Below are 19180 nucleotides of genomic sequence, written 5' to 3' on the forward strand. Positions count from 1 at the left end.
CTTAGAAAATATTAAAGAACCTATCTAAAAGCTTAGCAGAGTACTTAAGGTAAAAACAGAGCCTGGAGATCATTAGTATAACGTCTGCCCAGTGCGGTAACCTGCCAATAAGCATTAGTTAATAAAACAAGGTTTTTATTTTGGGCGAGCTTGAGCTTCGGTAAAAGAGTAGTTATTTCCAATCCTGTTGTTGCAGTGAATAATTCCAAGGGAACAGGCTGCTCTAGTCGTGTGGCGTTTAACATAAATTCAAATACGAGCTCATCGCCTTCAACATGCTCCAGGCCTGCGAGAAAGGGCTTTTCCGGATTTTGATAATCTTTCGGTTGGCGTTGTTTGCGTGTTCTCAATATGCCCGTAGGAGTTGAGAGTTTTCCATGAGCTCCTGCTCCTATTCCAAAATAGTCGCCGAATAGCCAATAATTTAAATTATGTTGTGCCTGGTAATTGGGTTTAGAAAAGGCAGAAATTTCATAGCGCGTTAATCCTGAATCTTGTAAAAGGAGAAACCCTTGCTCCTCTAGCCAATATGCATCGTCTTCAGAAGGAAGAGGGGGCTTTTCTTTGTAAAACACGGTGTTTGGTTCAATAGTCAACTGATACCAGGAGAGATGTTCCGGTTGGTAGGTTATGGCAGCAACAAGATCTGCAATACCTTGAGAAATGCTTTGATTCGGTAAACCATGCATGATATCCAGATTCAGGTTGTCAAAGCCTGCTTTTCGTGCGGCCTCGATGGCGCAATGGGCTTGTTTTTCATCATGAATTCGTCCCAAGGCCTTTAAGTGAACTGGATTGAAACTTTGAATACCTAAAGACAGGCGATTAATGCCCAGTTGTCTGTAATCAGTAAAACGTTGTTGCTCTACACTTCCTGGATTAGCTTCCATTGTGATTTCAATGTGTTGAGCAAAAGGCAGAATTTTTTTTAATTCAGTAAATAAGATGTCGTACGCTTCTGCAGAAAAAAGACTGGGCGTGCCGCCGCCAATAAAGATGGAGCTAATTTCTCGTGCATTGAAACGTGAAACGTCCGTTTGTAAATCAGCAATTAGTGCCTGAACATAGTGTTGTTCAGGTAATTGTTCCGGACTCTTATGGGAATTAAAATCGCAGTAAGGGCATTTTCGAATGCACCAGGGAATGTGAACATACAAAGATAAAGGAAGCATTAATTTTTTTAGACTGGCTTGTTTGGGAATGCAATAGTATCATGATAGCAGTTTTGTCACCAAATAAGTGATACCAGACCATGCGGGAAAAACCCATATGCACAAGGAAAACAGTGATTGCTAAATCGCGTTTGTTTACCGTGGAAGAGATGCATTTGCAGTTTTCTAATGGTGCCCAAAGAGTTTTTGAGCGGTTAAAAAGCCATGGACATGGAGCTGTGCTTATAGTTGCACTAACTCCAGGTGAGTCATTACTGTTGGTCAGGGAATATGCCGCAGGTACTGATCGCTATGAGTTGGGTTTTCCAAAGGGAATTATCGAGCGTGGCGAAACTCCTGAGGAGGCCGCAAATAGAGAATTGCGCGAGGAAACGGGTTATGCCGCAAAAGAAGTGCACTGGGTTCGTTCGATGACGATTGCACCTGGTTATTTGGGCGCCCACATTGAATTAGTGGTCGCCCAGGGTTTGTATTCGTCCCCTTTACCAGGGGACGAGCCAGAACCTCCTGAACTTGTAGAATGGCCCTTAAATGCAGGAATGGAGCTATTAGAAAAACCAGATTTTACAGAGGCGCGCAGTATCGCTGCGCTATTTTTAATTAAAGAGTGGTTGAATAAGAGGAAATAATATGGCGAGTAATCGAATTAGAGTTGCTGTTACAGGCGCTGCAGGACAAATTGGCTATGCTTTACTATTTCGTATTGCATCAGGTCAAATGTTTGGCGCTCAAACCGAGATTGAATTAAATTTGCTTGAGCTTGAGCCTGCTCTTCCTGCTTTGGAAGGGGTTGCTATGGAGCTTGATGATTGCGCATTCCCATTGTTAAAGAGAGTCATGTGTACTGCTGATATGAACAAGGCAATGGATGGTGTCAATTGGGCCTTGTTAGTAGGTTCGGTGCCGCGTAAACAAGGTATGGAGCGTTCTGATTTACTACAAATTAATGGTGGGATTTTTACGAAACAAGGTCAAGCTATCAATGATAACGCTAGTGATGACGTAAGGGTATTTGTCGTTGGGAATCCTTGTAACACCAACTGCTTGATTGCGATGCATCACGCGAAAGATGTGCCTAATGACCGATTTTATGCAATGACCACCCTGGATGAATTAAGGGCACGTACTCAATTGGCAAAAAAAGCAGGAGTCGATATTACTGTTGTAACCCAAATGACGATTTGGGGGAACCATTCGGCTACTCAATATCCTGATTTTTATAATGCCAAGATTAATGGTGTTTCTGCTGCTCAAGTAATTACTGATGAAAGCTGGTTGAAAGATACTTTTGTTTCTACGGTACAACAACGTGGGGCTGCGGTTATCAAAGCACGAGGTTCTTCTTCAGCTGCTTCCGCTGCAAATGCTATTATTACGGGGGTGAACCATTTAGTAAATGATACCCCTGCTGGAGAATCATTTTCCATGTGTCGGCGATCTAACGGTGAGTACGGGGTAGATGAAGGGTTGATTTTCTCTCTTCCCTGCCGTCGTGAGCAGAGTGAGTTAAAAGTGGTTGAGGGCTTAACACTGAATGCTTACAGTCAGGAAAAATTCAATCTGACTTTAAATGAATTAAGACAGGAACGTGACACGGTTAAATCTTTAGGATTATTGGATTAATTCTCTAGCGCTTTAAGCCTTCTCGGGTTCAGGCTCGAGAAGGTTGCTCATAAATGCGGTTTTAACAATTCACTTTCCTGATGAGAATCAGATGTTATTGGCTGGGTCTGACGACTTGTATAACGTTCACTTTGATATATTTGAAAAAATGTAGAATTCAGCAAAATAGGCTTGGCTTCAGCATTTCGTAATAGAGTAGAGACCGATCGGCCATTAGACATAATATCGTTAAGGGTATTAACCAGTTGCTCTGCTTGTTCAAATGGCTGCCCTGATCTGGGTGAAAAATGTGCAATGTGTTGTATTATAGATTTTGCAATTTGTTGATCGGTTAAATAGAAAATTAATCGGCTGCGGCATACTTTGATAAAGTTTTTTTCTGAATCGATAATCAAATGAAACAAAAAGTCCGGATATTTTTTTAAATGAGCACTTAATTTTTGGCTAAATCTATCCTCATTGCTATTTTTAATCAGCGCCTGAATAATCTCACTGGGTTCCAGTTGAAAAAAAGGTTTTCGGGTTTTGGCTGACAGCCAAGTACTCAGATCGGGTTCTTGTGCTAACGGATTAAATTGGAATGTAGGTGAGATTTTAGGGTGCGATAAAACCTTATTCCAGTCGATGGTTGGCATTTCATGCATTCTTGCCAAATTATCCATACAGCTTTTAATCGAATTAAAACTTATCCGCCACCGCCATTTTTCAATACGGGGAATTGCTTCTTCAATCGCATTTAAAAGGTCAATAAATGTATTTTCTGAGCCAGGATTATACCGTTCCGAGGCCTCTTTTAGCCGCTGAACTTCTGGATAAGTAAACTTTCCATTCCTCTTAGCCTCCAGGTGAAATATAGTTTTTAAAGATTTTAGCAAATCTGAGAAGGGATCTTCCATACAAATATTCCTTATTAGCCCTTCTTTAAAAATAGTTTATAAAAACCATAAACGCCAAATTTTTCGCACAATGATTTTAAAAGCTCATTATCAATCAATTAAAACTATTGGTTTAATAAAGATAATTGATTTTATTTATTGATTGATTTAATCCAAGCTTAACGATGAGACAAGAATTTATTTAACGAGGAGAAACCAATGATTACTTTAGGTAATAAATTCCCCGCATTTCAAATAAAAGCAACAGTGAGTAATGACCTGAATGATATGGGTCCGCATGTCTGGAACAAAATTAAGGAAAAATAAGAGCTATTCATCCATCATTTATAGTTAAAAATTCACTCAAATTAACCTATTTAAACCTACTCAATACCGTATGAATAGTGATTGCTACTACGAATTGTCTTAGGTCATTTTACCACAACTCTATCAGAATGACTTATCCACAAGTCCACAGGTCAGGAGAGCTTCACTTTCTCGTATAGGCCTGTGGGCCTTGTGGGTAAGTCATGACGCTCTCATTTAGGGTTTATGGTCTTTTCCGGCCATAATACACCTCTGCGGGCGTTAAATAATTAAAGGACTGGTGAAGCCTTCGGTTATTATAATACTCAAAATACTCCGTTAAGGCCAGCTCAACCTCTTCAATTGTATCAAAATCATACCGGTAGATTTTTTCTTGCTTAACACTACGCCACAATCGCTCGATAAATATATTATCTAAATAACGTCCTCGCCCATCCATGCTGATAGAAATGTGGTGAGATTTTAGCGTATTTATCCAATCTTTTGAGGTAAATTGAGAACCCTGATCCGTGTTAAAGATCTCACAACGCGAATGCAGCAAAGCGTTTCTAAGCGCCTCAATACAAAATTCAGCCTCCATAGTAGGTGAAATAGCCCATCCAATCACATAACGACTATACCAGTCCATAATAGCTACTAAATACACATGCTTTCCTTTCATGCGGATGTAGGTGATATCTGCGGCCCAAACCTGATTTGGTTTGGTGATATCCACCTCTTTTAATAAATAAGGGAACACCTCATGCTCCTTATTGGGAACGCTTGTATTTGGCTTTGGGTAAACAGTCGATAACCCCATCATTTCCATCAACTTTTTTACTCGACGTTTACCAACAGGATAGCCTACTTCTTTTGACAGCCATCTTGCCCGCTTAATTTTACCTTCACATGGATACTGCAGATAGTGCTCATCAAGTAGCGCCATAAGCGCTTCATCTTCGACAGAAATGGGCTTGGCACTATAATAATAACTTGAAACAGGCAAGTCTAATAGCAAGCATTGTTCACGAATGGTGAGCTCGGCAAGAGGATCAATCATGACGCGCTTTTCATCCAGACTAAAGTTCATGCTTTTTTTTTAGCCAAGATAGCTGCGCTTGAAGTCGACCAATTTCTTGATATAATGCCTCAACAAGCTGCTCTTGGGACTTGGCTTCTTTTTCATTAGCCCCAGAGAATAAATCGTTAATGGCTTTGATGGCCGATTGCTTCCAAGTTTTTACCTGCGTTGCGTGAACACCGTATTCACTGGTAATTTGCGCTTGTGTGAGTTTCCCCTCAATCGCAGCTAGCGTTATTTTTGCCTTCTTGGCCGCCGTATAATAAGCTCGCTTTTTAGACATTTTATTCTCCTCTTTGTATTAAGAAGAATAGCTCTTAAAAAACCTTTTTTTGTGTCCAGAAAACCGCGCCTATATTAGAATAATGCGTTCCATGTTATTTCTAACGAGAGCTACCCGGGAAAATGGCTGGTAGTATTTTTTTGGCCGAAAGATTTCACTTTTGTTTGTCCCACAGAAATTGCAGAGTTTGGCAAACTTAATTCAGAGTTTTTAGAGAGAGATGCGCAGGTACTAGGTGGAAGTACGGATAGCGAATTTGTGCATTTAGCCTGGAGAAATCAACATCCGGATTTAAGAAATCTACCGTTTCCTATGTTAGCTGATGTGAAACGCGAGCTGACTCAAAGCTTGGGAATATTAGATGAGGAGGAAGGGGTTGCCCAACGAGCAACGTTTATTATCGATCCTCAAGGGATTACTCGTTTTGTCATGGTTACTGATTTAAATGTAGGGCGTAATCCGCAAGAAGTGTTGCGTGTTCTTGATGCACTCCAGACAGATGAACTATGTCCTTGTAATTGGAAAAAAGGTGAAGAGACCATTGACATAAAATAATCCAGATGGAGATATAATCATGCCAGATGGAAGATACCATAACCGATGTAACCCGTATTATTGAGGTCATACGGGTTAGGTCACTACGACGAGATTTGCTGCTTGCTTGAGTCTTGGTGTTTTAAGTTTTGGGTTATTTAATAACACCACAGGCTTCTCGAGCACCTCCACCACCTAAAGAAGGGGTATCACTGTAATTATCACCGCCAGCGTGAACCATTAAAGTCAAACCAGTTAAATCTTTTAATTTTAAGCGTGGGGCTAGAGTAGGTGTGTTGGCCTTACCGTCACTAGAAACATAAAGCACAGGTAAATCCCCAAGATGCCCATCGCCGTATGGGCCTTTATGGCTTTTGGTATTCGTTGGATCATAATGACCACCGGCACTCATTCCGTGATCTCCGCAATCAGGCAGTTGGTGAATGTGAAAGCCATGTAGTCCCGCCGGCAGCTTTATCAAGTTTGGACTAATCAATAGACCATAAGGGGTTTCTTCAAACTCCACTGTGCCAATAGCAGTTGGATTTGTATCAGTGGTATAAAGAGTTGTGGTCATTGGGGCTGCATGAAGCGCATTGAAACTTAATAAAGAACTAATTAATGCAGTGGTTAATTTATTCATTTTTATCCCTGTTATTGTTTTTATGTAGTATTACCTAAGAATACATTTTATTCCAGCAGGGTTGAAATTAAGGATGGTTTTACTTCATTTCAAGTAGGGTTTATTGGGGGTCTCCTGCAATGTGCTAATATTAATTCTTTTAAATTAGTAATTGCATTTTTGAGTTGACCTCCCTTGTCCTCTGTCATTTTTCATCGAACTACTTATTTGTTCATATTAATATTAATTGGATTTATTGACAATCAACAACATAATTACCCGGAGTAAATACTGCATGGCAAGTGTAACCTTCAGGCATTGAAGTCCAGCATGAAGCTTCAAAAGTATATAAATCAAAGCTATGCATCAATTCCGGTGAAAGAGCAAACTCGAAAAAATGATTATTATCAATGTGAAGCATCTTATTCCACGACTCCGTGACAATGGTGCTTCCAATGTTGCGATTTTCCAAACGGCAGCTTAAATGGGTTCTCTCAGGATCGATGAGCTCTTTGACATTTTGAGTAAACTCATTGAACGAAGGCGGCATCTGAATTAAACGTTCTTTTTGATTAGCAATTGCCGGGGATGAGGCACAAGTCAACAAGGCTAAAAGGATTAAAATTTTTTTCATTGTGTTACTCCGGCTTCATTCTAAAATTTAAAGAATTAAATAATGAGTACAATTTGTTTGATTATGGATAAATAATAAACATTATACCCGAAAGTAATTCAGATGGCCAGCACATTGCACTATTTGTCTGCCCTCATCAAAGTCAAGGGGAGTACCCATATCGAATATCCTGATTTTCTTGCAATTTAGTCGTAAACAGACAAATTTCAATAGACCTTTCACCTGTCCTTGATTGGAAATATCCTAGGTAAAATCTGTTGACCCAGAATCGATGCAAATTGAAAACCACTTATTTGATATCGATGGTCAAGCCATACTAATCTGTCAATTTCATTTGAGGGTTTAGGCTCTCCATCAAGACTGACAATGTATGTTCGCATGATTAACCATTTATCCTCATAAATTGCCTTTGCCTGAAACTCCGCATAATATTCGAAAGTTTTGATCTTCGTGTTTAACTCTTCGGCTATTTCTCGACGTAAAGTTTGCTCATCACTCTCATTTTGTTCCATACGTCCACCTGGCACAATCAATTCGTTTATAGGTTTTCCAGTCTTATGTACAGCCAATAAGCGATGGTTTTCATCGAAAATGATTGCGCCAATTTTCAAAATAGTTTCTTGTTTATTCATGGGGGATTCCATTTTCCTGAATAGTTTTTAAGAGGTGCAGTGCGGGATTGCTTATGGCTTTCGGATGTTCAAAGCTCCGGCTACATTTTTGGCATACTCTTGTTGTATGCGCTATAACTGCGTGCATTTCCGTATCAAATTGTGCACTATCGCAAACGGGGCAATAGACTGTTGTAATGTCTTTGGTTAAATTAGGCACAGCCTTTTGAATTTGTAATACCCTTATCATCTCTATGTTCAAATATTCGCCATTTACAATTACCTGGCTGTAAGTATTGTCAACAATTCTTTTATGGCATGCGTTATAAGCATGTACATGTATCGCGCTTTCTTCAAGTCTCTTGGAAGTCCAAAGTATAGAAGGATTTGACCCCCATAGCTGAATTCCTCCTGGGTATTTATCGGGTGTCAAAATAATGCTGCGTTTAGGTAAGAACGCTTTTCTTTTGATGATGGGATCTCCGATTTTGTTTTTCAACGCGATAACGGGATTGATAACACAGGAATAGTTTGTTTCGTTAATCATTCCACAAACCTGGCAGACATGGATAAACCCTGGGATAACAGCCTTTATACCGGTTGAGATAATACTGGAATGACAATAATTACAGGTGAGTGAACTAATTGTGATATCGAAAATTGATGCCATGGTGAAATGTACTGCTGCACTTTCATCAATTTCAAACACATGTCCTTGCCACTCTACCTCGACCTTGCTATAGGTCGCATCAATGCTCTTTTGGGAGCGGTCGTTTTTACGGGCATGCACATGAACCCCTCGATCAAACTCTTGATTCTTTGTATCAAAGACAGCCGGCAGAGCTCCCCATATAGCTACTCCCCCTGGGTAATTAGAAATAGAAAGACTAAGAACTTTATCAGCTGTATTCTGGGTATAGGATGAGATGGCTTGGCTGGGGTTACACATGGGGATACCTCAATATAGTTATATTCAAGTATCCCTCGACATAGAGTCAGGTATCACATCAGCACCGGAGGGAATCGAGAGTTGCTGAATAACATGACTACTAAGTTTTTATAGACTATCGGATCGTAAAAAATAATTCAAGTGGTTAAACCGTCCTTGATTTACTGATCAAAAAATAAGATTCAGGTGTCAGGACATCATCTTTTCCTGACTTGCCTGGATGTTTAATTTTCATAAACATCACTTATTTTTTAGGTTGGTGGAGGAATCACGTTGTGCGGTGCTTCAGCGGCTTATCGTTCCCAGGTATCTAACAGATTAAATGTTGTGTTACCTAAAAAAAGTGGTTGCTGTATAACTGGCAGGGTTTATACTTTGTTTTTTATGCCCTTAACTATTAGATAGAGAGTCCTCATGGAATTGAGAATTGATAATACCCCTTTTAAAGCCCTGTTCCAACCTTTGGATTTGGGATTTACTCAGTTAAAAAATCGTATTCTAATGGGATCCATGCATACCGGTCTGGAAGAAGAGAAAGAGGGCCTAAAACGTTTGGCGGAATTTTATCGTGCAAGAGCGCTTGGCGGAGTGGGTTTAATGGTAACGGGTGGTTTTGCCCCAAATCGTTCGGGTCGTTTAGCGCCGTTTGCTGCCAAATTAACTAATAGTAAAGAACAACACAGGCATGAAGTAGTCACTCATACGGTACATGAGGCGGGTGGCAAAATAGCACTGCAAATCTTACATGCCGGTCGTTATGGTTACCACCCGTTCATTGTCGCCCCTAGCGGCATTAAATCACCAATTAGTCCTTTTAAGCCTTGGGTGATGAGCAAATGTCGCATTAAAAAAACCATCAAACATTTTGCTCGCTGCGCACGTCTGGCTCAACTTGCCGGTTATGATGGGGTAGAGATTATGGGAAGCGAAGGTTACTTACTGAATCAATTTATCGTTTCACATACCAATCATCGTCAGGATGAATGGGGAGGAAGTTATACTAATCGTATCCGCTTTCCGGTTGAAGTAGTTCGTCAGGTGCGGGAAGCCGTAGGCGAAAAATTTATTATTATTTACCGTTTATCAATGTTGGATTTGATTGCGCAAGGAAGTAGTTGGGAAGAGGTGGTTATTCTTGCTAAAGCTATTGAACAGGCTGGGGCTTCACTAATTAATACTGGTATCGGTTGGCATGAAGCACGTATTCCGACTATTGCTACCATGGTACCTGCAGCAGCCTTTATTCAAATCACCAGGCATTTGAAACCCGAAGTAACCATACCCGTTATTACTTCGAATCGTATTAATACCCCTGAACTGGCAAATCAAATACTCGAATCGGGTATGGCCGATATGGTGTCTATGGCAAGGCCACTATTAGCAGATCCGCAGTTTGCTGAAAAAGCTAAATTGGGTGAAAGTCAGGCCATTAATGTATGTATCGCGTGTAATCAAGCCTGCCTTGATCGGGTTTTTGTGAACAAAACCGCATCGTGCCTGGTTAATCCGCAAGCTTGTAATGAAACAGAATTAGTATACCAGACAGTACATAAGCCCAAATCAGTCGCAGTTGTAGGTTCCGGACCGGCAGGGCTTGCTTTTGCTGCTGTTGCAGCGGAACGTGGACATAAGGTTACTTTATTTGAAAAAAATGGGGCCATAGGCGGACAGTTTAATTTGGCAAAAAAAATTCCTGGCAAAGAGGAGTTCCAGCATACGCTTAATTATTTTGATTATCAGTTACAAAAATACAAGGTAGAAATACATTTAAATACCCAAGCCACTGTGGATTTATTAAACAATTTTGATGAGGTTGTGGTTGCAACTGGAATTAAACCCAGAGTCCCCAACATTAAAGGCATCGATCATAAAAAAGTGGTGAGTTACATTGATGCTATTACGGGTAAGAAAGAAGTAGGTGATCGGGTAGCTATTATTGGAGCAGGTGGTATTGGTTTCGATGTCGCCGAATTTTTGACCCATAGGCATCAGGCGGATAAGGAGCAGTTTTATGACGAATGGGGAATTGATGTAACAGGACGGCATCGGGGAGGGATTAAAACTCCAGAGATCACACCTAGTTCTCGTGAGGTTTACTTATTGCAGCGTAAAAAAGAAAAAATGGGGAAACGTTTAGGTAAAACTACCGGGTGGATTCATCGATTAAGCTTGAAACATAAACAAGTGAACATGATGTCGGGCGTGGCTTATGATTCTATAGATGATGAAGGATTGCACATACTCGTAGAAGATAAACCGCAATTGTTAGCTGTTGATACAATTATTATCTGCGCAGGACAAATGGAATTAAAAGACTTGTACGAGCCTTTAAAACAGGCAGGTAAGTCTGTTCATTTGGTAGGAGGGGCTTACAAGGCTTTAGAATTAGATGCACGCCATGCGATTGACCAAGCCTGTCGTTTGGCTGCTTTAATCTAAGGATGCTCGGATTATTGAATGAGCATATTGTATCTACCGGTTCACATGCTGCTCCATGAAATCTGGTGGATTCACTTATAACCTGGTTCGTAATACGAATTGATTTCCGACATGCCGGTCTGACGAAGCAACTCAGGAAGCTGTGCTCCATCCTTCTGGTTTGATTCTCAGGCTCGGAATAACAACATTTTTTTTATCAGGGCTAAGCTTTTACCTAAAGTTATTGCTTGTGCACAATCTAAAAATAATAACGTTTATTCCGAATGAAGACATCGCCAATAGAGCAATTTATATTGATACGAATAATTGCAATCAACCAACCCTGTTTGTTAAAAAAAAGACTTATTCGTTTTAATTATAAACTAATTTGATTGAAAAATTACTTTTTATTTAATAACAAAGAAACCCTTTTTTAAGAGAAAAATAATAAATATCGTGCATAATCCTGTTTATTTTGTTATTATACTGAGCAATTTTTATATTACTTAACCTTTTTAGGTTTACGCTTTACTTTATCAGGATCCTTATGACTCAAGAAATAACAAACTTCGCCTCCTTTAATTTTTCAGATGCACTGAATAAAGCGCTAGAGGACATGAAGTTTACACAGCCTTCACCAATTCAGGCTCAAACCATTCCTCTGCTATTAGAAGGTCGAGATGCTATTGCTTTAGCTCAAACAGGCACAGGTAAAACTGCTGCTTTTGCCTTACCAATTTTGCAGAATTTATCACCTACTGTTCAGGGTACGCAGGCATTAATTTTAGCCCCTACTCGTGAGTTAGCCATTCAGGTAGCAGAACAATTTGAACTATTAAGTGCTCATCAGCGCGGCGTTACCATTGCCGTACTGTGTGGTGGACAAGAATACAGTCGTCAATTAAAGCAATTACGTGGCGGAGCACAAGTCGTGGTCGGTACACCTGGCCGTATTCTGGACCATATAGACCGCGGTACCTTGCCTTTGGATAATTTACGTACTTTCATTCTTGACGAAGCAGATGAAATGTTGCGTATGGGTTTTATTGAAGACGTTGAAACTATTCTGGCAAAATTACCTGAAAAGAAACAAATGGCCTTGTTCTCAGCAACAATGCCCCATCGTATTCGTCAAATAGCAAATACTTATCTTGATAATGCTGCTTCTATTGAAATTCGTATGGAAACAGCAACAGTAAAAAGTATCGAACAACGCTTTTTATTTGCTTCCGGTCATCAAAAATCTGATGCACTTATTAGAGTTCTGGAGGTCGAAGACTATCAAGGTGCAATTGTATTTGTGCGCACCAAGAGCAGTACTGAAGAAGTAGCAGAAGTACTTCAGCAGCATGGATTAAGAGCAATGGCCATTCATGGCGATATTACCCAAGCCTTGCGTGAACGTATTATTGCTCAGTTTAAACAAGGTGCTATAGACGTTCTGGTCGCAACTGATGTCGCTGCACGTGGGTTGGATGTAGAGCGTGTCACTCATGTAATTAATTATGATATGCCACATGACAATGAAACTTACGTACATCGTATTGGCCGAACTGGAAGAGCAGGCCGTTCAGGAGTTACCATTTTATTTGTGACACCTAAAGAGTCTCGTTTAATAAGTAATATTGAACGCCATACTCGACAACGTATTGAAAAAGTAAATGTGCCTAATGATCATATGATTCAAGTGGCTAGACAACAACGTTTTATGGCGAATATTACCGCACGATTAGAGCATGCCAATCTTCATTCATATAAACGTATCGTTGAAGAGTACATTAAAGAGCATGAAGTTTCAGCTTTAGATGTTGCAGCTACACTTGCTTTATTGTTACACAAAGATATGCCTTGGCAAAAAGAACTGTCTTTACCTAAAGCAGTCTCTCGTCCTGCAAGAGAAGGACAGGGTAAATTTGAGCGCTCTCGATCTGGTGATGATAGAAAAAGTTTTGGCGCAGATCGCAAGGGTTTTGGTGGTGATCGCAAAGGTTTTGGTAATGACCGAAAGAACTTTGGCGATGATCGGAAAAAATTTAACGAAGAAGCGTCAGCTCAGGATTTATTCCGTATTGATGTAGGTAAAGTACATGGAGTAAAACCAGGAAATATTGTCGGTGCAATCGCAAATGAAGCGGGTTTACAAAGCCGATTTATCACCGGTCTTAAAATTCATGATGATCATTCTACCGTTCGTTTACCAAAAGGTATGTCCAAAGAAGTGGTAAGAGATTTAACAAAAGCCTGGGTTTGTGGTCGGCAATTGAACTTAACTTTGATTGGAAGTGGCGCTTAATTTTGTGCCATTTTTGGTGATGAGACTGTGAGTTTTTAAAATTTTTTGGGTGTAGTGCTTTTGCCTATACCCAATCACCCTTGTAAGTGCTTACTTCAACTATTGGTTAGTGAAATCTTTTTTACAATTTCTTCTTTGAGAACAACAGCCAGATCATGGTAAATAGCTGTGATTGACATTTCTCTTGTATAAAGAAGTTCTTTAGATGTCTTAGAACTAAAGAGGCTAGGGTTTGGTACTTTGAAACTTTTGGCCATGATTAACTCATCTAGAAGTTTCTCAAAAGAGGAAAATTTAATCGTCTCCCCAATACTTTCTTGAAAAGCCAAAAGAATAGCGTTGGCTTCCTCTGGCATGAAATTAGTTTTATTCAAAGCAAACCATAAATGCCCTTTAATCAAATGATCAAGACTGTTTGTTAGAAATTGTATCTTATCCATTAATTGAGGAAGATTCTCAAAAGTATCTTTATAGAGTGTCTTCTTATTTGTTATTATTTGGTAATCATACGTCCCTTGCAGGTTTCTTTCGGCATGATTATAAGGTGCTTTTGATTGGAACGAGGACTCTGCCGCCTCTAACAGACAGATAGAAACACTGTTTTCTACTCTACCTTGCAGTCCAAAATCATACACTTCTTTATCTTGATATAATGTGATCGGATGTGCTGCTCCACCAATAAAAATTGGAAGAGTATCTTTATCACAATATTTCTCAACTAAACTGGCAAACACCTCATTTGTTTTGGTGATTCGTTCACGACTTTTTTGATATCTCTCCATAGCTCTGAGGATATCAATATTCATCTGGCTTTTTTTAATACAACCAAATGGATCGCCCTGCCCAGTAAAGCTAAATGAAAAATTATTGAGTTAGTGACAATGCGGATACAGCTGCTACGCCCACAACTACAGCAGTAACTGCTGAAAAGAAGATAAATGGATTATTTTTAATTGAGTATACCTCTTGTTCTTCATTCATTTTAGTTTCTATTTCTTGGTCAATTTGTAATCTAATCTGAGAAATATTCTTTTTTACGGATGATAATCTATCCTTTGATTGAGTATGTTCAGTAATTAAAGGCAAATATTTATTTAATAACAAAGTAGTCGCTTCTTCGATGACTTTGATATAGATATCTTTGGAACAAAATTTGTAACTATTATGAGCTACGGCTTCAAAAACAGCACTTGAAATTGCAATTTTTTCCTGGGGGAGCCAAGATTTCGCGTCAGTAATTTTTGAGTCGAGTTGATAACGTGAGTTATTCGTATTGTCTTGGGTGTAAATCAAGATTGCAGCTTTTAATTTTTCTTGATCAGAAATAATAATATCAATTGAGTCCAGACATACTGATATGAATTGTCTTTGTAATTTATTCATCATGATCCCTCGCAAAAATATTAACTATAAAGAGGTTATACTTTTAGAGCAAGAGGGGTTATTTTATGGATAATCTCTCTTTTGTGAGGGAGGCTTGAAATTGATTAATCACTTTGTTTTATAATATAATAACCAATGTTTTTTTTTTTAAAAAAATCAATTAATTAAGGGTATTCATGAAGCTATTAGCAACCTTAGGTGCTTATTTATTTTCGGGAATTGTTGCAGCAAATCCGCTTCACAATATTGTCGTCTTTGGTGATAGTTTATCTGATAATGGTAATCTTTATGAGTTCATGAAACATCAGTTGCCTCAATCACCCCCTTATTTTGAAGGACGTTTTTCTAATGGTCCAGTATGGATTGAGTATTTAGTTAAATCTTATTTTCCTGAAAATCCCTCAGAGCATCTCCTTGATTACGCTTTTGGCGGGGCGGGGGTGTCGGAAGAAGAGGGCGACGATGTATTATTTACTTTAAGAAGAGAGGTAGACAGTTATTTATTAGCACATGACGATAAAGCAAGCACAGACAGTCTTTTTGTTGTATGGATTGGGGCTAATAATTATCTTGGTATGCCTGGTGATGTGGAGCAAACATTAACAGATGTTAATACTGGGATCGCTCATAGTCTGGATCGTTTGGCAGAAAAGGGTGCAAAACAGATTTTATTGCTTAACCTGCCTGATCTGAGCAGAACACCTGCAGCGCTTGAGTTTGGTTCCGTTGAATTATTTAGTTATTTCACAACGCAACATAATAAATTATTAGAACAGACTATAACTAATTTTAAACAAAAATATCCCGATATAAATTGGTTGTTTTTTGATTTAAATCAAGCACTTAATCTTCTTTTGGAAAATCCTGAAGAATATGGATTTGATAATATAACAGGGACTTGTGCTAACGCTGTAGTAGATGAATTGACTAAGAAATCAGTTTTAAAAATGGTTGCCAGAGTTACCCCAAAGGAGGGTGAACATGTCTGTGACGGATATTTGTTTTTCGATTTAGTGCACCCTACTGCCCTTGCTCACAAAATTTTGTCAGAGAAAGCCCGCATGATGTTGGATGAATCCGGGGTGAGCTTTACTGATTAGTACTGGCACTTAATACCGGGATTGATCGATCCCGCGAATGATACTACCAATTACTTTAGGGAAATATGAATCACATCATTAGAATAGTTCTGGTATTTTTTTTGATCTCACCCTGTGCCATATCAGATGTTCTTGAAATCAAAGTGGAGCAAAAACAAATCAGTTTGCCCTATTGGCTATCTGAAAAAACACAGCATGGTGGTGTTATGATTGTCAGAGGTGGTTCAGATGCAGCTCAGGCCCCTATGTTGTTAACAAATTTTGCACAGCAACTGGCTCATAATGGATGGTCTGTTGTTTTACTGAATTGTAATAATGACAATACCGTTCCCTGGGTGAAACAGATACCCGAAACGATCAGCGCTCTGAGAGAGAGTAAGAACAAGCGTATTGTGTTAGTACACTACGGTGAACAGTTGAACCAATCTTTGGAGTATTTTAGTCAGCCTCAATCTAAAATGATTAATGGTTTAGTGATGCTCTCTGCTTATGACGAACAGAGTAGTTTGGATATACCGCGCAGTTTACGCTTTCCATTGTTCGATATTGCCGGGCAGTTTGATTATGATACGGTGTTACGTCAGATGAAGCACAGAGAAAAGGAATTTAAACAGTTTAAATATATGGCTGTAGAAATGCCAGGAGCCCATCATGACTATCTATACAACCAAAAAATGTTGTTGGCATATATCCATGGCTGGATGAGCAAACTGCCTGAATCTGAAACCCATCCCCCCCCAATTTTAGTTTCTTTCATAGAGCCCGTTCATTCATCAAAAAGCCTTATCGCAGAAATAGATGAATCGAATTGGAGCGGATTTATCGATGATCCTGTTGAGCCAGAGCAATAATCTCATGAGTGATGGTTACCAGCCTTTACTTTTACAAATTAATTCATAAGCTTTCATTATTTTTTGGGTTTTATCATTAGCCAGTTTGATCATTTCCTCAGGTAGGCCTTGAGCAATTAATTTATCAGGGTGATTGCGACTTAATAAACGCCTATATGCCTGTTTTACTTCGTGCTTGCTCGATTTTTCGTTGACCTCAATTAAGGCATAAGCATGGCCTAGGGTATTAGGGGATGGTTTTGCCTTATAATAACGTTGTTGATGGGAAGATGATGAGGATTGCGAATGGTTTTGCTGTGATTTCTGTTGCTCCTGATAACGATGATAGGAGGTATAACTAAAATCTTCGTAAAAACGGTACTGTTGGTGTAATGGGGCAAAACCAAGACGTGCAAATATGATATCCAAGGCCTGAATTTTGTTAGTAGTTAACCCATCAACTTGTGATGCTCGATATTGAATATCAACAAATAATTTTAATAACTCGCGGTTATCTCTACAGGCATTTTGCAACTGGGTAAGCACTGCTTCTAATTTAAAATAATTTTGTTTACCTTCATTAAAAAATCGTTTAGCCAAATCTTTTTGTTCGCGATTTAACCGCATTTCACCCATGAGTACTTTTGCCATCCTGATTTCTTGCTCGGAAACTCGTCCATCAGCTTTTGCAATATGTCCTAAAATAGAAAAAGTTGCCTCGAAAAAAATTTTTTGCACCGTTTTTCGTTTTTCAGCGTGATATATAAAGTGCGGGTTAGAAAAATGACTGGCTAGTCCTCTATCAAAAAAATTACCAATTATAATACCAAATAATGCTCCGATTGCTCCACCACTCAGATAGCCAAAGCATGCTCCGAGAATTTTCCCCCACCAAGTATTTATTGTAAAAAAATCTCTAAAATTCATGGTTAAAGGGGTTCCTTTAAAGTCAAATATTAATCGAAGCTGTTTTTATACTCTAGGTCATACCATGGAAAAGTAAAGTACTAAAGACTGGGTTATTAAACCTAAATTTGGCAGATGAATCTACTGCTAACAGTTTATTCGATAAAGGGTAACTGTTCTTGATACTATAATACAGCCAAATTTTTTATTAAAGCCTCAATTAAATTGTAACATATCGCCTAAGAGCCTGCTTTGGGTATATACTCCCCCTTTTTGTCGGGTATTGATTTATGCGTTTTGTTTACTCTTTTTTAATGTATTTGCTCACGCCGTATCTGTTAATTCGTTTGTGGTGGAAAGGCAAACGTTTGCCGGCGTATAGAAAGAGAATAATGGAACGTTTTTGCCTGGGCAAGAAAGAGAATAAAAATTTTGATGTATGGGTGCATGCTGTTTCACTGGGAGAAGTGATTGCTGCTACTCCTTTAGTCGATGCGATGCTGTATAAGGGGTGGTCTGTTTTAATGACTACGATGACCCCTACAGGATCCGAACGTGTTCAAGTGCATTTCGGCACTAAAGTTTCCCATCGATATGTACCTTATGATTTACCTGCCGTTCTGAAAAGGTTTTTTAAGCAACAAAAACCAAAGGTTGGTGTGATTATGGAAACTGAATTATGGCCCAATTTAATTTACCAGGCACGTGCAGCACAAGTGCCATTATTGCTGGCCAATGCTCGTTTATCGGAGCGTTCATTAGCCGGGTATCTGAAGGTTAAGTTTTTATTTAAGCCGATTTTAAATCAATTTTCGGCCGTTTTAGCACAGAGTGAAGATGATGCGAAACGTTTTATTGCTCTAGGAGCCAATGAAGACCGAGTTCACGTATCAGGTAATATCAAATTTGATTTACAAACTCATTCTGTTGATAGTGTCAAATTTCAGGAATTAAAAAAACATTGGGGCTCCGATCGGATAGCGGTAATCGCTGCAAGTACCCATGAAAATGAAGAGTCCCAGATTTTATTACATTTAAAAAGATTGCAAAAAGCTATTCCTCAAGTAGTTTTGTTAATTGCTCCACGTCATCCTGAACGGTTTCAAACCGTTTATCAATTATGTATTCAGGCTGGATTTAATACCGGATTGAGAAGTACTGTGAAGACTCTTTCTTCAGAAAATGAGGTGGTAATATTAGACAGTTTAGGCGAGCTTTTGGGATTATTTCAAATTAGTGATTTTGCATTTATCGGAGGAAGTCTTGTGCCCGTAGGCGGTCATAATGTTTTAGAGCCTATAGCAATGAACATTCCGGTCATAAGTGGTAATCAGGTTCATAATTTTAAAACTATTTGCAGAGATCTTGAAGAGGCACAGGCAATCCAGTTAGTCAGTCAAGCGAATGAATTAATAGATGCAATCATCAAACTCCACACGGATCAAGAACTGCAAAAGCGCATGGTTAAAAACGCAACTGCAGTTCTGGAAAGTAACAAAGGAGCTTTAGTAAAGCATTTGGAGAAAATAGAATCTCTCTTTTTTCTAAAGTAGTTATCCT

18 protein-coding genes and 1 pseudogene are annotated in these 19180 nt (G+C 39.1%); 8 read left to right on the plus strand and 11 right to left on the minus strand.

All coding sequences use genetic code 11. From position 1 onward, the window contains the following. Positions 1–44: 44 nt before the first annotated feature. Entirely contained in the window at positions 45–1172 is a 1128-nt protein-coding gene (gene hemW, locus HRS36_RS03820; RefSeq protein WP_173236304.1) for a radical SAM family heme chaperone HemW, read from the minus strand. 80 nt (positions 1173–1252) lie between these two features. On the opposite strand from hemW, the gene nudE reads away from it, so the two are divergent. Together nudE and HRS36_RS03830 are read left to right on the plus strand one after the other, a co-directional pair. Next, on the plus strand, positions 1253–1801 hold the full coding sequence (gene nudE / locus HRS36_RS03825) for an ADP compounds hydrolase NudE (protein WP_173236305.1): 549 nt from the start codon (positions 1253–1255) through the stop codon (positions 1799–1801). Between the two features lies 1 nt (position 1802). After that, positions 1803–2795, plus strand: a complete 993-nt coding sequence (locus tag HRS36_RS03830; RefSeq protein WP_173236306.1) for a malate dehydrogenase — start codon at positions 1803–1805, stop codon at positions 2793–2795. 47 nt (positions 2796–2842) lie between these two features. Here HRS36_RS03830 and HRS36_RS03835 read toward each other — a convergent pair whose 3' ends face one another. The 3 genes from HRS36_RS03835 to HRS36_RS03845 all read right to left on the minus strand — a co-directional run bounded on the left by HRS36_RS03835 (position 2843) and on the right by HRS36_RS03845 (position 5340). Beyond that, on the minus strand, positions 2843–3691 hold the full coding sequence (locus tag HRS36_RS03835) for a hypothetical protein (RefSeq protein WP_173236307.1): 849 nt from the start codon (positions 3689–3691) through the stop codon (positions 2843–2845). 529 nt (positions 3692–4220) lie between these two features. Continuing rightward, entirely contained in the window at positions 4221–5066 is an 846-nt protein-coding gene (locus tag HRS36_RS03840) for an IS3 family transposase (RefSeq protein WP_173235473.1), read from the minus strand. Continuing rightward, positions 5056–5340, minus strand: coding sequence for a transposase (locus HRS36_RS03845; protein ID WP_173235475.1), 285 nt, complete (start codon positions 5338–5340; stop codon positions 5056–5058). The genes HRS36_RS03840 and HRS36_RS03845 overlap by 11 nt, the downstream gene beginning before the upstream one ends. Positions 5341–5418: 78 nt before the next feature. Here HRS36_RS03845 and HRS36_RS03850 point away from each other — a divergent pair. Further along, positions 5419–5895, plus strand: a pseudogene (locus HRS36_RS03850) (peroxiredoxin); the annotation flags it as partial. A 133-nt stretch (positions 5896–6028) separates the two neighbouring features. On the opposite strand, the gene HRS36_RS03855 reads toward HRS36_RS03850, so the two are convergent. From HRS36_RS03855 to HRS36_RS03870, 4 genes are all read right to left on the minus strand, one after another. Beyond that, positions 6029–6517, minus strand: coding sequence for a superoxide dismutase family protein (locus tag HRS36_RS03855; protein WP_173236308.1), 489 nt, complete (start codon positions 6515–6517; stop codon positions 6029–6031). Positions 6518–6749: 232 nt separating this feature from the next. After that, on the minus strand, positions 6750–7130 hold the full coding sequence (locus HRS36_RS03860) for a hypothetical protein (RefSeq protein ID WP_173236309.1): 381 nt from the start codon (positions 7128–7130) through the stop codon (positions 6750–6752). A 218-nt stretch (positions 7131–7348) separates the two neighbouring features. After that, positions 7349–7762: an NUDIX domain-containing protein gene (locus tag HRS36_RS03865; protein WP_173236310.1), complete on the minus strand. Its 414-nt coding sequence runs from the start codon at positions 7760–7762 to the stop codon at positions 7349–7351. Then, positions 7755–8690 (minus strand): hypothetical protein, encoded by a 936-nt coding sequence (locus HRS36_RS03870; protein ID WP_173236311.1) that lies wholly within the window; start codon positions 8688–8690, stop codon positions 7755–7757. The genes HRS36_RS03865 and HRS36_RS03870 overlap by 8 nt, the downstream gene beginning before the upstream one ends. 414 nt (positions 8691–9104) lie before the next feature. Here HRS36_RS03870 and HRS36_RS03875 point away from each other — a divergent pair, with 414 nt between their 5' ends. Both HRS36_RS03875 and HRS36_RS03880 read left to right on the plus strand, forming a co-directional pair. Next, on the plus strand, positions 9105–11129 hold the full coding sequence (locus tag HRS36_RS03875) for an NADPH-dependent 2,4-dienoyl-CoA reductase (RefSeq protein WP_173236312.1): 2025 nt from the start codon (positions 9105–9107) through the stop codon (positions 11127–11129). A 526-nt stretch (positions 11130–11655) separates the two neighbouring features. Then, positions 11656–13401, plus strand: coding sequence for a DEAD/DEAH box helicase (locus HRS36_RS03880; RefSeq protein WP_173236313.1), 1746 nt, complete (start codon positions 11656–11658; stop codon positions 13399–13401). A gap of 95 nt (positions 13402–13496) precedes the next feature. Here HRS36_RS03880 and HRS36_RS03885 read toward each other — a convergent pair whose 3' ends face one another. Both HRS36_RS03885 and HRS36_RS03890 read right to left on the minus strand, forming a co-directional pair. Beyond that, positions 13497–14207 carry a hypothetical protein gene (locus tag HRS36_RS03885; protein ID WP_173236314.1) on the minus strand — a complete coding sequence of 237 codons (711 nt, stop codon included), beginning with the start codon at positions 14205–14207 and terminating at the stop codon, positions 13497–13499. A 58-nt stretch (positions 14208–14265) separates the two neighbouring features. Next, positions 14266–14784, minus strand: coding sequence for a hypothetical protein (locus HRS36_RS03890; RefSeq protein WP_173236315.1), 519 nt, complete (start codon positions 14782–14784; stop codon positions 14266–14268). Between the two features lie 176 nt (positions 14785–14960). Here HRS36_RS03890 and plaA point away from each other — a divergent pair, with 176 nt between their 5' ends. Together plaA and HRS36_RS03900 are read left to right on the plus strand one after the other, a co-directional pair. Next, complete coding sequence (plaA, locus tag HRS36_RS03895; protein ID WP_173236316.1) at positions 14961–15884, plus strand: GDSL family lysophospholipase PlaA; 924 nt, start codon at positions 14961–14963, stop codon at positions 15882–15884. Positions 15885–16027: 143 nt separating this feature from the next. Continuing rightward, positions 16028–16735: an alpha/beta hydrolase gene (locus tag HRS36_RS03900; RefSeq protein WP_226905564.1), complete on the plus strand. Its 708-nt coding sequence runs from the start codon at positions 16028–16030 to the stop codon at positions 16733–16735. A 15-nt stretch (positions 16736–16750) separates the two neighbouring features. On the opposite strand, the gene djlA is transcribed toward HRS36_RS03900, so the two are convergent. Next, on the minus strand, positions 16751–17641 hold the full coding sequence (gene djlA / locus HRS36_RS03905) for a co-chaperone DjlA (RefSeq protein ID WP_173236318.1): 891 nt from the start codon (positions 17639–17641) through the stop codon (positions 16751–16753). Positions 17642–17910: 269 nt separating this feature from the next. Between djlA and waaA the strand changes: the two genes are divergently transcribed. Continuing rightward, entirely contained in the window at positions 17911–19173 is a 1263-nt protein-coding gene (waaA, locus tag HRS36_RS03910; RefSeq protein WP_173236319.1) for a lipid IV(A) 3-deoxy-D-manno-octulosonic acid transferase, read from the plus strand. Positions 19174–19180 lie beyond the last annotated feature (7 nt).

It is taken from the genome of Legionella antarctica, assembly GCF_011764505.1.
In the GTDB taxonomy this organism is placed as follows: Bacteria; Pseudomonadota; Gammaproteobacteria; order Legionellales; family Legionellaceae; genus Legionella; species Legionella antarctica.

Excerpts from the sequence above, each read along its gene's own strand:
- HRS36_RS03885 (WP_173236314.1), bottom strand. The coding sequence starts at position 14,207 with ATGAATATTGATATCCTCAGAGCTATGGAGAGATATCAAAAAAGTCGT.
- HRS36_RS03890 (WP_173236315.1), bottom strand. The coding sequence starts at position 14,784 with ATGAATAAATTACAAAGACAATTCATATCAGTATGTCTGGACTCAATT.
- HRS36_RS03880 (WP_173236313.1), top strand. The coding sequence starts at position 11,656 with ATGACTCAAGAAATAACAAACTTCGCCTCCTTTAATTTTTCAGATGCA.
- HRS36_RS03855 (WP_173236308.1), bottom strand. The coding sequence starts at position 6,517 with ATGAATAAATTAACCACTGCATTAATTAGTTCTTTATTAAGTTTCAAT.
- HRS36_RS03840 (WP_173235473.1), bottom strand. The coding sequence starts at position 5,066 with ATGAACTTTAGTCTGGATGAAAAGCGCGTCATGATTGATCCTCTTGCC.
- HRS36_RS03835 (WP_173236307.1), bottom strand. The coding sequence starts at position 3,691 with ATGGAAGATCCCTTCTCAGATTTGCTAAAATCTTTAAAAACTATATTT.
- HRS36_RS03875 (WP_173236312.1), top strand. The coding sequence starts at position 9,105 with ATGGAATTGAGAATTGATAATACCCCTTTTAAAGCCCTGTTCCAACCT.
- HRS36_RS03860 (WP_173236309.1), bottom strand. The coding sequence starts at position 7,130 with ATGAAAAAAATTTTAATCCTTTTAGCCTTGTTGACTTGTGCCTCATCC.
- waaA (WP_173236319.1), top strand. The coding sequence starts at position 17,911 with ATGCGTTTTGTTTACTCTTTTTTAATGTATTTGCTCACGCCGTATCTG.
- HRS36_RS03845 (WP_173235475.1), bottom strand. The coding sequence starts at position 5,340 with ATGTCTAAAAAGCGAGCTTATTATACGGCGGCCAAGAAGGCAAAAATA.
- HRS36_RS03830 (WP_173236306.1), top strand. The coding sequence starts at position 1,803 with ATGGCGAGTAATCGAATTAGAGTTGCTGTTACAGGCGCTGCAGGACAA.
- djlA (WP_173236318.1), bottom strand. The coding sequence starts at position 17,641 with ATGAATTTTAGAGATTTTTTTACAATAAATACTTGGTGGGGGAAAATT.
- HRS36_RS03865 (WP_173236310.1), bottom strand. The coding sequence starts at position 7,762 with ATGAATAAACAAGAAACTATTTTGAAAATTGGCGCAATCATTTTCGAT.
- nudE (WP_173236305.1), top strand. The coding sequence starts at position 1,253 with ATGCGGGAAAAACCCATATGCACAAGGAAAACAGTGATTGCTAAATCG.
- hemW (WP_173236304.1), bottom strand. The coding sequence starts at position 1,172 with ATGCTTCCTTTATCTTTGTATGTTCACATTCCCTGGTGCATTCGAAAA.
- plaA (WP_173236316.1), top strand. The coding sequence starts at position 14,961 with ATGAAGCTATTAGCAACCTTAGGTGCTTATTTATTTTCGGGAATTGTT.
- HRS36_RS03870 (WP_173236311.1), bottom strand. The coding sequence starts at position 8,690 with ATGTGTAACCCCAGCCAAGCCATCTCATCCTATACCCAGAATACAGCT.